We start from the raw sequence: 16,213 nt of genomic DNA on the forward strand, positions 1-16,213 counted from the left end.
GCAGTGATGACTACCTATACCGAGCATGCCGCCGACACCCCGGAAATCTACTCGTTGAAAAATGTGAACCGGGTGTTCGGCAAAGGTAAAGATGAGCTGCAAGTCCTCAGCGGCGTGGACTTGAGCCTGCACGAAGGCGAGATTGTCGGCATGCTCGGCCGTTCCGGCTCGGGCAAGTCGACCTTGCTGCGCATCATCGCGGGGCTGATTCAGCCATCGTCGGGCGAAGTACGCTACAACGGCGCACCACTCACCGGCCCGGCCGAAGGCGTGGCCATGGTGTTCCAGACCTTTGCACTGTTCCCGTGGCTGACCGTGCTGGAAAACGTCGAGGCCGGCCTGCAAGCCTTGCAGGTCGAGCGCAAGGAATCCCGCAGGCGCGCCCTGGCGGCCATCGACCTGATCGGCCTGGACGGTTTTGAAAACGCCTACCCGCGCGAACTGTCCGGTGGCATGCGCCAACGCGTGGGTTTCGCCCGCGGGCTGGTGGTGAACCCGACCCTGCTGCTGATGGACGAACCGTTCTCGGCGCTGGACGTGCTCACCGCTGAAACCCTGCGCACCGACCTGCTGGATCTGTGGAGCGGCAAGCAACTGCCGATCAAATCGATCCTGATCGTGACCCACAACATCGAAGAAGCGGTGCTGATGTGCGACCGCATCCTGGTGCTGTCGTCCAACCCTGGCCGGGTGGTGGCCGAGATCAAGGTGCCGTTTGCCCACCCGCGCAACCGGCTGGACCCGACCTTCCGGCAAATGGTCGACGACATCTACGCCCTGATGACCGACCGGCGCAGCGCTGACGCCAGCAGAGGTTTGCCTGAGCTGAAAATGGGCAGCCTGTTGCCGGAAGTCTCCACCAACCTGATGGCCGGCCTGATCGAAACCCTGGCCGCCGAGCCCTACAACGGCCACGCCGGCCTGCCGACCGTGGCCGAACGGCGTTTGCTGGAAGTCGACGATCTGTTCCCGGTGGCGGAGATGCTTGAGCATTTGGGCTTCGCCGAACTCAAGGGTGCCGACATCACCCTCACCGACGCCGGCAAACTGTTCGCCGACTACGGCACCCAGGAGCGTAAAACCCTGTTTGCCGAACACTTGATCCGCCACGTGCCATTGGCCGCACGTATTCACCAGGTGTTGCTTGAGCGCAGCGGCCATCGGGCGCCACGGGTGCGTTTCGAGCAGGAACTGGAAGATTCGATGACGGAAGCCTTTGTGGAAAAGACCCTGGAAAGCGTGGTGGCGTGGGGACGGTATGCGGAGATTTTCTCCTATGACGACCATACCGAGACGTTCAGCCTGGATGATGTGGAAGGCAGCATGTAGGTTTAATGTGGGAGCGGGCTTGCTCGCGAATGCGGTGGATCAGCCACACATGTATTGGCTGACACTCCGCATTCGCGAGCAAGCCCGCTCCCACATTTGATCAGTGGTGTTCTTTAGATGACGAACAGGTCGACAAACCGGTTTACGGGCGTGGTCTCAAGCTTCGCCTGATCCTTGCACAGCGCAAAAATCTCGGCGCTGCGCTGCGCAGTAAACCGGGTCGCCAGGTTGGCCTTGAACTTGTCTTCCAGCAACGGAATGCCATCCACCCGACGACGACGATGGCCAATCGGGTATTCCACCGCCACCTGCTCTGTACGGGTCCCATCCTTGAAGAACACCTGCACCGCATTGGCGATGGAGCGCTTGTCGGCCTCCAGGTACTCGCGGCTGTAGCGCGGGGCTTCGACGATGACCATCTTCTCCCGCAATTCATCAATGATCGGATGGGCCGCGTGGAACTCATCTTCGTATTGCTCGGCCACCAGGTTGCCAAACGCCAGCGGCACGGCGGTCATGTATTGCAGGCAGTGATCACGGTCGGCCGCATTGGCCAACTGCCCGACTTTGGAAATGATGCGAATCGCCGACTCGTGGGTGGTGATGACAATCCTGTCGATCTCATGCAGGCGACTCTTCACTTGCGGGTGCAAGGTGACCGCCGCTTCACACGCGGTTTGCGCATGGAACTCGGCCGGGAAACTGATCTTGAACAGCACGTTCTCCATCACATAAGTGCCGTAGGGCTGCGACAGGCTGAAGGCGCGCTTGTCTTCGGGCTTGAGCGCCAGGTCCTTGTTGGTGTGGCTGAACAGCACGTCATAAAAGCCCCACTGCGGCGCGCTCAACACACCGGGAATCCCCATCTCGCCACGCATCGCGATGTCGGCCAGACGCACCCCGCGACTCGACGCATCCCCCGCCGCCCACGACTTGCGCGAACCGGCATTCGGCGCATGGCGATAAGTGCGCAGCGCCTGGCCGTCGACAAACGCCTGGGACAGTGCCGACAGCAGTTGCTCACGGTTGGCGCCCATCAACTTGGCGATGACGGCAGTGGAGGCGACTTTCACCAGCAGCACATGGTCCAGGCCGACGCGGTTGAAGGAGTTTTCCAGGGCGATCACGCCCTGGATTTCGTGGGCCATGATCATCGCCTCCAGCACGGCCCGTACGGTCAGCGGCGCCTCGCCGTTGGCCACGCGTTTTTGCGAGAGGTGATCGGCGACCGCGAGGATGCCACCGAGGTTATCCGACGGGTGCCCCCACTCGGCGGCGAGCCAGGTGTCGTTGTAGTCGAGCCAGCGCACGATGCAGCCGATGTCCCACGCGGCCTTGACCGGGTCCAGGCGGAACGAGGTGCCCGGCACCCGTGCGCCGAACGGCACCACCGTGCCTTCCACGATCGGCCCCAGGTGCTTGGTGCATTCCGGGAAACGCAGGGCCAGCAGGCCGCAACCGAGGGTGTCCATCAGGCAGTTGCGGGCGGTGTCCAGGGCATCGCGGGATTCGATCCTGAAGTTCAGGACGTAGTCGGCGATATCCTGCAGGACCTGGTCGTAGTCGGGGCGGTTGTTCTGGTCGACGTTGGCGCTCATGGCAGTACTCCAAAGTGGGTTAGGTGTGGTCCATCCTCAGGGTCAGGGTTGAAGTTTTATAAAAGGCAGGTCTTGGTGCCTGCCTGTTGATTGCTTAAAACGAATCGCCGGGGACGCGCACGAACCCTTCCATCAACACCCGCGCACTGCGGCTCATGATGGCTTTTTTCACGACCCATTCACCGTTGACCTGGCTGGCCTCGGCGCCTACCCGCAGCGTCCCGGACGGATGCCCGAACCGCACGGCATTGCGCTCCACGCCGCCCGCCGCCAGATTCACCAGCGTGCCGGAAATCGCCGCCGCCGTGCCAATCGCCACCGCTGCCGTGCCCATCATTGCGTGGTGCAATTTGCCCATGGACAACGCCCGCACCAACAGGTCGACATCGGCCGCCTTGATCGCCTTGCCGCTGGACGCCACGTAATCCGCAGGCCGTGCCACGAACGCAACTTTCGGTGTGTGCTGCCGCTGGGCCGCTTCGTCCAGATGCTTGATCAAGCCCATGCGCAACGCACCGTGGGCACGAATGGTTTCAAACATCGCCAGGGCTTTGGGGTCGCTATTGATCGCACCCTGCAGCTCGGTGCCGGTGTAGCCCAGGTCCTGGGCGTTGATAAAGATGGTGGGAATCCCGGCATTGATCAGGGTCGCCTTGAACGTGCCGACACCCGGCACTTCCAGATCATCCACCAGGTTGCCGGTAGGAAACATCGAGCCACCGCCGCCCTCTTCTTCCGCCGCCGGGTCCATGAATTCCAGCTGCACTTCGGCGGCCGGGAAGGTCACGCCGTCGAGTTCAAAGTCGCCGGTTTCCTGCACCGCGCCGTCAGTGATTGGTACGTGGGCGATGATGGTCTTGCCGATGTTCGCCTGCCAGACCCGTACCACGGCCACGCCGTTGTGCGGAATGCGCGCGGCGTCCACCAGGCCTGCGCTGATGGCGAACGAACCCACCGCCGCCGACAGGTTGCCGCAGTTGCCGCTCCAGTCCACGAACGGCTTGTCGATGGAAACCTGGCCGAACAGATAGTCCACGTCGTGCTCGGCACGGGTGCTTTTGGCCAGGATCACGGTTTTGCTGGTGCTGGACGTCGCGCCGCCCATGCCGTCGATTTGCTTGTCGTACGGGTCGGGGCTGCCGATCACCCGCAACAACAGCGCATCCCGCGCCGCGCCCGGCACCTGGGCCGATTCGGGCAAATCCTTGAGGCTGAAAAACACGCCTTTACTGGTGCCGCCACGCATGTAGGTGGCGGGAATCTTGATCTGCGGTACGTGTGCCATGGTGGTCCTCATGGGCCGGGGCGCGAACCCCGGCCACAGTTGTCAGGCGGTAACAGCCGATTCCAGGAAGTCCTGAGCAAAGCGTTGCAACACGCCGCCCGCCTCGTAGATCGACACCTCTTCAGCCGTGTCCAGGCGGCAGGTCACCGGCACCTCGACACGCTCGCCATTCTTGCGGTTGATCACCAACGTCAGTTGCGCACGCGGGGTGCGTTCGCCGATCACGTCGTAGGTTTCAGTGCCGTCGATGTTCAGGGTCTTGCGGTCAGTGCCCGGCAGGAACTCCAGGGGCAACACGCCCATGCCCACCAGGTTGGTACGGTGGATACGCTCGAAACCTTCGGCGGCAATCGCTTCCACACCCGCCAGGCGCACGCCCTTGGCCGCCCAGTCACGGGACGAGCCCTGGCCGTAGTCGGCTCCGGCGATGATGATCAGCGGCTGCTTGCGCTCCATGTAGGTTTCGATGGCTTCCCACATGCGCGTGACCTTGCCTTCCGGCTCCAGGCGCGCCAGTGAACCTTGCTTGACCTTGCCGTCTTCGATGACCATTTCATTGAACAGTTTCGGGTTGGCGAAGGTGGCGCGCTGAGCGGTCAAGTGGTCGCCGCGGTGGGTCGCGTAAGAGTTGAAGTCGACTTCCGGCAGGCCCATTTTCGCCAGGTATTCACCGGCGGCGCTGTCGAGCATGATCGCGTTGGACGGCGACAGGTGATCGGTGGTGATGTTGTCCGGCAGCACCGCCAGCGGACGCATGCCCTTGAGCGGACGCGCGCCGGCCAGGGCGCCTTCCCAGTATGGAGGGCGGCGGATATAGGTGCTCTGCGGGCGCCAGTCGTACAGCGGCGTGACTTTCGGCCCGGTGTCTTCGTGGATCGCGAACATCGGGATGTAGACCTGGCGGAACTGCTCCGGCTTGACCGACGCCTTGACCACTGCGTCGATTTCTTCGTCGCTCGGCCAGATGTCCTTCAAGCGGATTTCCTTGCCGTTGGCGTCCAGGCCCAGCACGTCTTTTTCAATGTCGAAACGGATGGTGCCGGCAATCGCATAGGCCACCACCAGCGGCGGCGAAGCAAGGAACGCTTGCTTGGCGTACGGGTGGATACGGCCGTCGAAGTTGCGGTTACCCGAAAGCACGGCGGTGGCGTACAGGTCGCGGTCGATGATCTCTTGCTGGATCACCGGGTCGAGTGCGCCGGACATGCCGTTGCAGGTGGTGCAGGCAAACGCCACCACGCCGAAACCCAACTGCTCCAGCTCGGTGGTCAGCCCGGCTTCGTCGAGGTACATGGCGACGGTTTTCGAACCCGGTGCCAGGGACGACTTGACCCACGGCTTGCGCACCAGCCCAAGCTTGTTGGCATTACGCGCCAGCAGGCCGGCGGCAATCACGTTGCGCGGGTTGCTGGTGTTGGTGCAACTGGTGATGGCGGCGATGATCACCGCGCCGTCGGGCATTTGCCCCGGCACGTCATCCCACTGGCCAGAGATGCCTTTGGCCGCCAGATCGCTGGTGGCGACGCGGGCGTGGGGGTTGCTCGGGCCGGCCATGTTGCGCACTACGCTGGACAAATCGAAGCTCAGGCCACGCTCGTATTGCGCGCCCTTGAGGTCGTCCGCCCACAGGCCTGTGTGGCGAGCGTATTGCTCGACCAGGGCGACTTGTTCGTCTTCACGGCCGGTGAGCTTGAGGTAGGCGATGGTCTGTTGGTCGATGTAGAACATCGCCGCCGTGGCGCCGTATTCCGGGGCCATGTTGGAGATGGTGGCGCGGTCGCCCAGGGTCAGCGCAGAGGCGCCTTCGCCGAAGAACTCGAGCCACGCACCCACGACCTTTTGCTTGCGCAGGAACTCGGTCAGCGCCAGCACCATGTCGGTGGCGGTGATGCCCGGTTGCAGCTTGCCTGTCAGTTCCACACCGACGCTTTCCGGCAGGCGCATCCACGACGCGCGGCCAAGCATCACGCTTTCCGCTTCGAGGCCGCCAACGCCGATGGCGATCACGCCCAGCGCGTCTACGTGAGGGGTGTGACTGTCGGTGCCGACGCAGGTATCCGGGAAGGCCACACCGTCACGCACCTGGATCACCGGAGACATTTTCTCCAGGTTGATCTGGTGCATGATGCCGTTGCCCGGAGGGATCACGTCGACGTTCTTGAAGGCCTTTTTGGTCCACTCGATAAAGTGGAAACGGTCTTCGTTGCGGCGGTCTTCGATGGCGCGGTTTTTCTCGAACGCCTCCGGGTCAAAGCCACCGGCTTCGACGGCCAGGGAGTGGTCGACGATCAGTTGGGTCGGCACCACCGGGTTGACCTGGGCCGGGTCACCGCCTTGCAGGGCGATGGCATCGCGCAGACCGGCGAGGTCCACCAGGGCGGTCTGGCCGAGGATGTCGTGGCACACCACGCGGGCCGGGAACCATGGGAAGTCGAGGTCGCGTTTGCGCTCGATCAGTTGGCTCAGGGATGCATTGAGGGTCGCCGGGTCGCAGCGACGCACCAGGTTCTCGGCGAGTACGCGGGAGGTGTACGGCAGTGTGGCGTAGGCGCCGGGGGTGATTGCATCGACCGCCGCACGGGCGTCGTAGAAATCGAGGCGGCTGCCGGGTAGCGGTTTGCGGTGTTCAGTGTTCATCGTCAGGACTCGGTCACGGTAGTTGCAAAAGGAAGAACCGGTGCTGATCCAAGGTGGAATGCGATCGAAATGTGGGAGCGGGCTTGCTCGCGAAAGCGGTGTGTCATTCAACACACATGGCGACTGTCACACCGCCTTCGCGAGCAAGCCCGCTCCCACATTTTTGATCCGGTTTCACCCCGAGATCAGCGGTTTCTCCATTCAGCGACGTTCGATTGGCACGAACTTGCGCTGCTCAACGCCGATGTACTCGGCGCTCGGACGGATGATGCGGTTGTTGGCACGCTGTTCAAATACATGCGCGGCCCATCCTGTAAGCCGCGAGCAGACGAAAATCGGCGTGAACAGCTTGGTCGGGATGCCCATGAAGTGGTACGCCGAGGCATGGTAGAAATCGGCGTTGGGGAACAGTTTCTTCTGCTCCCACATGGTCTTGTCGATGGCTTCGGAAACCGGGAACAACACCGTGTCGCCCACTTCGTCCGCGAGTTTTTTCGACCAGCCCTTGATCACCTCGTTACGCGGGTCGCTGTCTTTATAGATCGCGTGGCCGAAGCCCATGATCTTGTCCTTGCGCGCCAGCATGCCGAGGGTGCCTTCCACCGCTTCCTGGGCGGAAGAGAAACGCTCGATCATCTCCATCGCCGCTTCATTGGCGCCGCCGTGCAGCGGGCCGCGCAGAGAGCCGATGGCGGCGGTGACGCAGGAATACAGGTCCGACAGGGTCGACGCACACACGCGGGCGGTGAACGTCGAGGCGTTGAACTCGTGCTCTGCGTAGAGGATCAACGAGACGTTCATCACCTTGACGTGCAAGTCGCTGGGATTCTTGTCGTGCAGCAGGTGCAGGAAGTGGCCGCCGATGGTCGGTTCGTCGGTCACGCAATTGATGCGCTGGCCGTCGTGGCTGAAGCGGTACCAGTAGCACATGATCGCCGGGAACGCGGCGAGCAGGCGGTCGGTCACGTCGCGCTGCACGGAGAAGTCTTTCTCCGGCTCGATATTGCCCAGGAACGAGCAACCGGTGCGCATCACGTCCATCGGATGGGCGTCGGCCGGGATGCGTTCCAGCACTTCTTTCAGCGCCTGGGGCAGGTCACGCAGTTTGCCGAGTTTGGCGGTGTAGGCCGCGAGTTCGGCTTTGGTCGGCAGTTCGCCGTAGAGCAGCAGGTAGGCGACTTCTTCAAACTGCGCGTCGGCAGCGAGTTCGCGCACATCGTAGCCGCGATAGGTCAAGCCGGCACCGGCCTGGCCCACGGTGGACAGTGCGGTTTGCCCGGCGACCTGGCCACGCAGGCCGGCTCCACTGAGTACTTTTGCTTCGGCCATGGTTATCTCCAATTTTGTATTTATTAGGGAAGCGTCTCGCTGAAGCTTCACACCACCCCACGAATCGCTAAATCTTCACGCTGCCCCTGTAGGAGCGAGCTTGCTCGCGAAAAACTTCAGGGCGCCGCGTTCATTCAGGCTAAGCGCGTTATCGTTAACGATCTTCGCGAGCAAGCTCGCTCCTACAAGTATCAGGGTCCGTTATTTTTTGGCGGCGAACAGCGCGTCGAGCTTCTGCTCGAAGGTGTGGTAGTCGATGCGATCGTAAAGCTCCATGCGGGTTTGCATGGTGTCGATCACGTTCTGCTGGGTGCCGTCGCGACGGATCGCGGTGTAGACGTTCTCGGCCGCCTTGTTCATCGCGCGGAAGGCCGAGAGCGGGTACAGCACGATGGAAACATCCGCAGATTTCAGTTGATCGACGGTATAGAGAGGCGTTGCGCCGAATTCGGTGATGTTGGCCAGGATCGGCGCTTTCACGCGGGAGGCGAACAGCTTGTACATCTCCAGCTCAGTGATGGCCTCCGGGAACACCATGTCGGCGCCGGCCTCGATGCAGGCGGCGGCACGTTCCAGGGCGGACTCCAGACCTTCCACCGCCAGTGCGTCGGTGCGGGCCATGATCACGAAACTGTCGTCGGTGCGCGCATCCACGGCGGCCTTGATGCGGTCGACCATTTCCTGCTGGGACACGATTTCTTTATTAGGACGGTGACCGCAACGCTTGGCGCCCACCTGGTCTTCGATATGGATCGCCGCCGCGCCGAACTTGATCATCGACTTCACGGTGCGCGCGACGTTGAACGCCGAGGAGCCAAAACCGGTGTCCACGTCCACCAGCAGCGGCAGGTCGCATACGTCGGTGATGCGGCGCACGTCGGTCAGCACGTCATCCAGGCCGGTAATGCCCAGGTCCGGCACACCAAGGGAGCCGGCAGCCACCCCGCCACCCGACAGGTAAATCGCCTTGAACCCGGCACGCTTGGCCAGCAGCGCGTGGTTGGCGTTGATCGCGCCGACCACCTGCAATGGGTGCTCGCTGGCGACGGCGTCACGGAAACGCTGGCCTGGAGTAGTGTTGTTATTGGAACTCATGACTCACCTCGTGATTGGGGAGCGCCGTCCGGGAAGTGACGGGCAATGTTGCGTTTGGAGGCGCCGATATGACGGCGCATCAACAACTCGGCCAGTTCACCGTCGCGATCGGCAATCGCGTCAAGAATGCGGTGATGCTCGGCAAAGGCCTGGCGTGGACGATTGGGGGTGGCGGAGAACTGGATGCGGTACATGCGCACCAACTGATACAGCTCGCCGCACAGCATTTGGGTCAGGGTGCGGTTACCGGCGCCTTGAATTATCCGGTAATGAAAATCGAAGTCGCCTTCCTGCTGGTAGTAGCCGACACCGGCCTGGAAGGCCGCATCGCGCTCGTGGGTGTGCAACACCTGGCGCAATTCTTCGATCTCGGCGTCGGTCATGCGCTCGGCGGCCAGGCGACAGGCCATGCCTTCCAGGGATTCGCGGATTTCGTAGAGTTCGATCAGCTCTTCATGGCTCAAGGACACCACTCGCGCGCCCACATGGGGGATGCGCACCAGCAGGCGCTGGCCTTCCAACCGGTGGATTGCCTCACGCAGCGGGCCACGGCTGATGCCATAGGTGCGCGCCAGTTCCGGCTCGGAGATCTTGCTGCCGGGGGCGATCTCGCCCTTGACGATGGCGGCCTGGATACGCCGAAAGACGTTCTCCGACATGGTCTGGGAATCGTCTGACGCTATCACTGGGGTTTCCAGTTGATCCAGCATATTGTCGACACCTTTAAAAGCAATGCCGCAAAAACTAGCCAATCAGCCCTTAATAGTCAAAGAATAAATACACATTGTCGACAATCGTCTAATAACCGGTGTCGCACCCTATCAGGGCATGGCCGGCTGCCAGCGCTGGCGCCAGAAAACCTTCATGTTAGAATGCCGGCCACTTTTGCCTGACATCCATGGATGAAAAGGCGCACCAGAGATTGCGCAGCAATGCCAGTCGCCTTGAATTGAACATCGCACTGCATCGCGTCAGGATTTATGAGACTCAAGCCCTTCCCCCTTTTGCTTCTACTGCTTTTGCCGGGCCTTGGCGTTGCTGCCGAGAAGACCGTGTATGGGCTCAATGAATACGCCAAGTTGGCCGGCATTGACCTGGAAGTGGCCGCCAAACTCGACACCGGTGCCAAGACCGCTTCCTTGAGCGCCCGCGACATCAAGCGTTTCAAGCGCAACGGTGAATCCTGGGTGCGCTTCTACCTGGCCATCGACACCGCACATTCCCACCCCATCGAGCGTCCCCTGGCCCGCGTGAGCAAGATCAAGCGCCGTGCCGGTGACTACGACCCCGATGAAGACAAGAACTACACCGCCCGTCCAGTGATTGCCCTGGACATCTGCATGGGCACCGCTTTACGCAGTATCGAAGTGAACTTGACTGACCGCAGCGCCTTCCAATACCCGCTGCTGATCGGCTCCGAAGCGCTGAAACGCTTTGATGCGCTGGTCGACCCCAGTCTTAAATACGCGGCGGGCAAACCTGCCTGCGCCTCCGACGCTCATACCGCTGAGTAATTTGAATGCGCTCTCTTAATCTGCACCTGAAAATCCTGATCGCCGTTTTGGTGGTATTGGGCATTTCGGTCACCGCCTATCAGATTTTCGTGCTGGGGATTCCCGTCACCGAGGACGCCACCGACGACCTGTGGAACATCGACGCCAAGGTCGAGTTCGTCGCCAGTGCCAAGGACCCGGTGAAAATCCAGATGTTCGTGCCGCCCCTGAGCCGCGACTTCGTCAGCCTGAACGAAAGCTTTATCTCGAATAACTACGGCGTGAGCGTCAATCGCCTCGACGGCAACCGCAAGGTCACCTGGTCGGCCCGCCGGGCCAAGGGCAACCAGACCCTCTATTACCGCTTGGTGCTGACCAAGCGTTACAGCGGTGAAAAGATCAAGGTCAAGGGCCCGACCTTCCGCGACAGCATCGCCGTCGAAGGCCCGGAAAAAATCGCCGCCGAAGCCCTGCTGGCGCCGATCCGCCAGCACTCGGCCGACGTCGAGACCTTTATCAGCGAAGCCATCAAGCGCACCAACAACCTCAACGACGACAACGTGAAGCTGCTGCTGGCGGGCGACCCGTCGACGCCGCACAAGGCCAAGATCGTCGAGCTGCTGCTGTCTATCGCCCACGTGCCGGTGGAAAAGGTCCACACCATCCGCCTGGTGGCCGACCAGCCGCAAACCCCGGAACTCTGGCTGCGCAGCTTCAACGGCAATGACTGGCTGTACTTCAACCCCGACACCGGCGAGCAAGGCCTGCCGGCTGACCGCCTGCTGTGGTGGACCGGCGATGAAAACCTGATCACCGTCGATGGCGGCAAAAAGGCCATGGTGACCTTCAGCCTCAACAACAGCGAAATGAACGCGATTCGCCTGGCCAAGCTGACGGACGAAAACACCGACGCCAACTTCCTCGAATACTCGCTGTACGGCCTGCCGCTGCAAACCCAGCAGACCTTCATGATCATGGTGATGATCCCGATTGGCGTGCTGGTGATCCTGATCCTGCGCAACCTGATCGGCCTGCAGACCCTCGGCACGTTTACGCCGGTGCTGATTGCCCTGGCGTTCCGCGAGACGCAACTGGGCTTCGGGATTGTGTTGTTCACCATTATTACGGCGCTGGGGCTGTCCCTCAGGTCTTACCTGGAACACCTGAAGCTGCAGATGTTGCCGAGGCTCTCGGTGGTGCTGACGTTCGTGGTGGTGCTGATCGCGGCCATCAGCCTGTTCAGCCACAAATTGGGACTGGAGCGCGGGCTGTCGGTGGCGCTGTTCCCGATGGTGATCCTGACCATGACCATCGAACGCCTGTCGATCACCTGGGAAGAGCGCGGTGGCGGCCATGCGATGAAAGTCGCGATCGGCACGCTGTTCGCCGCGTCCCTGGCCCACATCATCATGAGCGTGCCGGAGCTGATCTACTTCGTGTTCACCTTCCCGGCGATCCTGTTGATCCTGGTGGGCTTCATGCTGGCCATGGGTCGTTATCGCGGTTACCGCCTCACCGAACTGGTACGTTTCAAGGCCTTCCTCAAGGCTGACTCGTAATGTTCGGCTTCTGGAAAACCTGGAAGGCCCTGGAAGCGCGGGGGATCATGGGCATCAACCGGCGTAATGCCGACTACGTGCTCAAGTACAACAAGCGCAGCCTGTACCCGATCGTGGATGACAAGATCATCACCAAGGAACGGGCCATGGCCGCCGGCATCCATGTGCCGGAAATGTACGGGGTCATTTCCACCGAGAAGGAAATCGACAAGCTCGACGAGATCATCGGCGGGCGCAGCGACTTCGTGATCAAGCCGGCCCAGGGCGCCGGCGGTGACGGCATCCTGGTGATCGCCGACCGTTTCGAAGGGCGCTATCGCACGGTCTCCGGCAAGATCATCAGCCATGAAGAGATCGAGCATCAGATTTCCAGCATCCTCACCGGCCTGTATTCCCTCGGCGGCCACCGTGACCGGGCGCTGATCGAATACCGGGTGGTGCCCGACCAGATTTTCAAAAGCATCAGCTACGAAGGCGTACCGGACATCCGCATCATTGTGCTGATGGGCTATCCGGTGATGGCCATGCTGCGCTTGCCGACCCGCCAGTCCGGCGGCAAGGCCAACCTGCACCAGGGCGCGATTGGCGTCGGTGTCGACCTGGCCACCGGCCTGACCCTGCGCGGCACCTGGCTGAACAACATCATCACCAAGCACCCTGACACCACCAACGCGGTGGACGGCGTGCAACTGCCCAACTGGGACGGTTTCATGAAGCTCGCCGCCGGCTGCTACGAGCTGTGCGGCCTGGGTTATATCGGCGTCGACATGGTGCTGGACCAGGAGAAAGGCCCCCTGATCCTGGAACTTAACGCTCGCCCGGGGCTGAACATCCAGATCGCCAACGACTGCGGCCTGACCTTGCGCACCCATGCGGTGGAGGCTCGACTGGAAGAGCTGAAGGCGGCGGGCGTGACGGAAACGCCGGAAGAGCGGGTGAAGTTTGTGCAGGAGATGTTTGGGCATATTCCGGCGGTCGAGGGATAAACCCAGTGACCTGTTCCGTACACCCGCTGCCCTATCGGGCGAACCCTGCCGAATACTTTGCAGCGATCCGCCATGCTCCCGGCGCAGTGCTGCTGGACAGCGGCCGACCCGCTGCCGAGCGTGGTCGGTATGACCTGCTGAGCGCCTGGCCCGAGACGACACTGACGGTACTGCCGGACGAAAGCGGCGGCGATTTCCTGCAACGCTTGCGGGAAAACCTGACGTTGTTGGGTGAGGCCACAATTCCTGCGCCCTACGAACTGCCGTTTGCCGGTGGCCTGATCGGTTACCTGAGCTACGACTTCGGTCGCCATCTTGAACAACTGCCGCACCTGGCCGTAGACGACCTGCACCTGCCCGATGCGCGGTTTGGCCTTTACGCCTGGGCCTTGATCAGCGATCACCAGGCGCAGACCAGCCAACTGGTGTTCCATCCCAAACTGGCGGAAAGCGAACGGCAACGCCTGATTACCTTGTTCGGTCAGCCGGCCATCAGCGCATCGGCCACCTTCAAGCTGCAAGGCCCGATGGCCCCGGACGTGACAGCCGACACCTACAAACACGCACTCGCCCGTATCCAGGACTACATCCAGGCGGGTGACTGCTACCAGGTCAACTTTGCCCAACGCTTCCGCGCCCCATGCGTCGGCGACCCGTGGGTGGCCTATTGCGCCCTGCGCGCAGCCTGCCCAACACCGTTTTCCGGGTTCCAAAGCTTGCCGGATGATGGCGCGGTATTGAGTTTGTCTCCGGAGCGCTTCGTCAAAATCAGCCAGCGCCAGGTGGAAACCCGCCCGATCAAGGGCACTCGGCCACGGGGTACAACGCCTGTGGAAGATGCGGCCAACGCCGCTGAATTGCTGGCCAGCCCCAAGGATCGGGCCGAGAACCTGATGATCGTCGACCTGCTGCGCAACGACCTGGGCCGCACCTGCCGTACCGGCACGGTGAAAGTGCCGGAGCTGTTCAGCCTCGAAAGCTATCCGAATGTGCATCACCTGGTGAGCAGCGTCACCGGTGAGCTGGCGGACGACAAAGACGCCCTCGACCTGATCGCCGGCAGCTTCCCCGGCGGCTCCATCACCGGCGCCCCGAAGATCCGCGCGATGCAGATCATCGACGAGCTGGAGCCGACCCGGCGCGGGTTGTATTGCGGCTCCTTGTTGTACCTGGACGTACGCGGCGAGATGGACAGCTCCATCGCCATTCGCAGCCTGTTGGTCAAGGATGGGCAGGTATGTTGCTGGGGTGGCGGCGGGATTGTCGCGGACTCGGAGTGGCAGGCGGAGTACCAGGAGTCGATGACCAAGGTGCGAGTGTTGTTACAAACGCTGGAAAGCCTGTAGCGCCCACCCTTCCCAGCCTTGGACGTATAGCAAGGCAGCAGAAAAAACCTGAATCAGTACCGAAGTGGACGGAGTTGAAGTCGGACGATAGCGTCTGGCCTCGAACGTCCACCAGCCGTCTGTGAAGGATCACATGAAACGACTGCCTACTCGTCAGAAAAGATTTCCGAGATTGCATCTCCCCTTAACCACACCTATCATCTCCCAAATTGGGAGGTTGTAGCGATGCGGATAATCGCGCTGTCTGCCTTGCGAATATTCTGGGAAAGCCAGCCCGGCTATAGGGATGCCAAAACGCCGCTGGTCGAGCTGTATCGCCATATGGAAAAAGCCACTTACCCAACGCCACAAGCCCTCAAAGCGGAGCTAAGAACGGCGAGCATTCTCAAAGCGGGCAGGGTTGTGTTCAACATAGGCGGCAACAAATATCGAGTGATCATGGCGATCAACTATCAGCGACAGCTTGCGTTCATACGCTTCGTGGGGACCCACGCGCAGTACGATCAGATCAATGCGGAGACCGTGTGATGAACATCAAACCTATTCATTCCCAGGAAGACCTGACCGCTGCGCTCGCGCGCGTCGAGCAGCTTTGGGAAGCGGAAATCGGTTCGCCTGAGGGTGACGAGCTGGAAATTCTCGCAATACTTATCGAAAAGTACGAAGCAGAGCATTACCCGATGCCGTCTTCGGATCCCATAGAAGCGATTAAATTTCGAATGGAGCAACTAGGTCTGACGGCCCGAGACCTGGAGCCTTTCATAGGTCCGAGCGGGCGAGTTTCTGAAGTGCTGAACCACAAGCGTAAGCTGAGCTTGTCGATGATCAAACGCCTGCATGAAGGCTTGCGCATTCCTTATGAGAGTTTGCTTGCAGGCGTTTAGTCGATCACTTGATTAGAGGCTCAAGGAACGATTCGACGCCTTGATGAACTCTTTCTTCAAATCCTCAAACGTATGCACTGCCGGGAACTGCGGGAACTCGCGGATCACGTTTTCCGGTGCGTGGAACAGAATCCCGCGATCCGCCTCACCGAGCATGGTGGTGTCGTTGTAGGAATCGCCGGCGGCAATCACTCGGTAGTACAAGGTCTTGAACGCCAGCACCGACTGACGCTTGGGATCTTTCTGGCGCAGTTGGTAGCTCACCACCCGGTCGTTCTCGTCGGTGATCAACCGATGGCAGAGCAAGGTCGGGAATCCCAGTTGACGCATCAGCGGCTGGGAGAACTCATAGAACGTGTCCGACAGGATCACCACCTGGAAGCGCTCGCGCAGCCAGTTGACGAACTCGATGGCGCCGTCGAGGGGTTCGAGGGTGGCGATCACTTCCTGGATGTCCGAGAGCTTCAGCCCGTGTTCATCAAGAATGCGCAGGCGCTGTTTCATCAGCACGTCGTAGTCGGGAATGTCCCGGGTGGTGGCCCGCAAGGATTCAATACCGGTTTTTTCGGCGAAGGCGATCCAGATTTCCGGGACCAGCACTCCTTCCAGGTCGAGACAGGCAATTTCCACAAGACACTCCCATTTAAAGTTATTGAGTTGAGCGAGCAAAAG

14 protein-coding genes are annotated in these 16,213 nt (G+C 61.2%); 7 read left to right on the forward strand and 7 right to left on the reverse strand.

Annotated elements, in window-relative coordinates:
• Positions 1-6: 6 nt before the first annotated feature.
• The gene (locus tag HBJ59_RS02290; RefSeq protein WP_076017164.1) at positions 7-1,329 is read left to right on the forward strand and encodes an AAA-associated domain-containing protein; all 1,323 of its coding nucleotides are present in this window, start codon (positions 7-9) and stop codon (positions 1,327-1,329) included.
• Between the two features lie 113 nt (positions 1,330-1,442).
• Here the strand turns inward: HBJ59_RS02290 and prpD are convergent, their stop codons facing one another.
• The 6 genes from prpD to HBJ59_RS02320 form a co-directional block, all read right to left on the reverse strand.
• Positions 1,443-2,927: a 2-methylcitrate dehydratase gene (prpD, locus tag HBJ59_RS02295; RefSeq protein ID WP_167662660.1), complete on the reverse strand. Its 1,485-nt coding sequence runs from the start codon at positions 2,925-2,927 to the stop codon at positions 1,443-1,445.
• A 94-nt stretch (positions 2,928-3,021) separates the two neighbouring features.
• Complete coding sequence (prpF, locus tag HBJ59_RS02300) at positions 3,022-4,212, reverse strand: 2-methylaconitate cis-trans isomerase PrpF (protein ID WP_167662661.1); 1,191 nt, start codon at positions 4,210-4,212, stop codon at positions 3,022-3,024.
• 42 nt (positions 4,213-4,254) lie between these two features.
• Positions 4,255-6,849, reverse strand: coding sequence for a Fe/S-dependent 2-methylisocitrate dehydratase AcnD (gene acnD / locus HBJ59_RS02305; RefSeq protein WP_076014719.1), 2,595 nt, complete (start codon positions 6,847-6,849; stop codon positions 4,255-4,257).
• 201 nt (positions 6,850-7,050) lie between these two features.
• Positions 7,051-8,178 (reverse strand): 2-methylcitrate synthase, encoded by a 1,128-nt coding sequence (gene prpC, locus HBJ59_RS02310; RefSeq protein WP_167662662.1) that lies wholly within the window; start codon positions 8,176-8,178, stop codon positions 7,051-7,053.
• 201 nt (positions 8,179-8,379) lie between these two features.
• Entirely contained in the window at positions 8,380-9,273 is an 894-nt protein-coding gene (gene prpB, locus HBJ59_RS02315; RefSeq protein WP_003214976.1) for a methylisocitrate lyase, read from the reverse strand.
• The gene (locus HBJ59_RS02320; protein ID WP_026078184.1) at positions 9,270-9,983 is read right to left on the reverse strand and encodes a GntR family transcriptional regulator; all 714 of its coding nucleotides are present in this window, start codon (positions 9,981-9,983) and stop codon (positions 9,270-9,272) included. Before HBJ59_RS02320 ends, prpB begins: the two co-directional genes overlap by 4 nt.
• 270 nt (positions 9,984-10,253) lie before the next feature.
• Between HBJ59_RS02320 and HBJ59_RS02325 the strand changes: the two genes are divergently transcribed.
• The 6 genes from HBJ59_RS02325 (at position 10,254) to HBJ59_RS02350 (ending at position 15,541) form a co-directional block, all read left to right on the forward strand.
• A complete protein-coding gene (locus HBJ59_RS02325; protein ID WP_167662663.1) occupies positions 10,254-10,787 on the forward strand; it encodes an ATP-dependent zinc protease in 534 nt (177 codons plus the stop codon).
• A 5-nt stretch (positions 10,788-10,792) separates the two neighbouring features.
• The gene (locus tag HBJ59_RS02330; RefSeq protein ID WP_008432680.1) at positions 10,793-12,325 is read left to right on the forward strand and encodes an inactive transglutaminase family protein; all 1,533 of its coding nucleotides are present in this window, start codon (positions 10,793-10,795) and stop codon (positions 12,323-12,325) included.
• Positions 12,325-13,311 carry an alpha-L-glutamate ligase-like protein gene (locus HBJ59_RS02335; protein WP_003214969.1) on the forward strand — a complete coding sequence of 329 codons (987 nt, stop codon included), beginning with the start codon at positions 12,325-12,327 and terminating at the stop codon, positions 13,309-13,311. Before HBJ59_RS02330 ends, HBJ59_RS02335 begins: the two co-directional genes overlap by 1 nt.
• 5 nt (positions 13,312-13,316) lie before the next feature.
• Complete coding sequence (gene pabB, locus HBJ59_RS02340) at positions 13,317-14,657, forward strand: aminodeoxychorismate synthase component I (RefSeq protein WP_167662664.1); 1,341 nt, start codon at positions 13,317-13,319, stop codon at positions 14,655-14,657.
• A gap of 225 nt (positions 14,658-14,882) precedes the next feature.
• On the forward strand, positions 14,883-15,185 hold the full coding sequence (locus HBJ59_RS02345) for a type II toxin-antitoxin system HigB family toxin (protein WP_167662665.1): 303 nt from the start codon (positions 14,883-14,885) through the stop codon (positions 15,183-15,185).
• A complete protein-coding gene (locus HBJ59_RS02350; RefSeq protein WP_167662666.1) occupies positions 15,185-15,541 on the forward strand; it encodes a type II toxin-antitoxin system HigA family antitoxin in 357 nt (118 codons plus the stop codon). The genes HBJ59_RS02345 and HBJ59_RS02350 overlap by 1 nt, the downstream gene beginning before the upstream one ends.
• Before the next feature lie 12 nt (positions 15,542-15,553).
• Here the strand turns inward: HBJ59_RS02350 and thrH are convergent, their stop codons facing one another.
• On the reverse strand, positions 15,554-16,171 hold the full coding sequence (gene thrH / locus HBJ59_RS02355; RefSeq protein ID WP_167662667.1) for a bifunctional phosphoserine phosphatase/homoserine phosphotransferase ThrH: 618 nt from the start codon (positions 16,169-16,171) through the stop codon (positions 15,554-15,556).
• Positions 16,172-16,213: the final 42 nt, after the last annotated feature.

This window comes from Pseudomonas sp. AN3A02 (assembly GCF_011765255.1).
In the GTDB taxonomy this organism is placed as follows: Bacteria; Pseudomonadota; Gammaproteobacteria; order Pseudomonadales; family Pseudomonadaceae; genus Aquipseudomonas.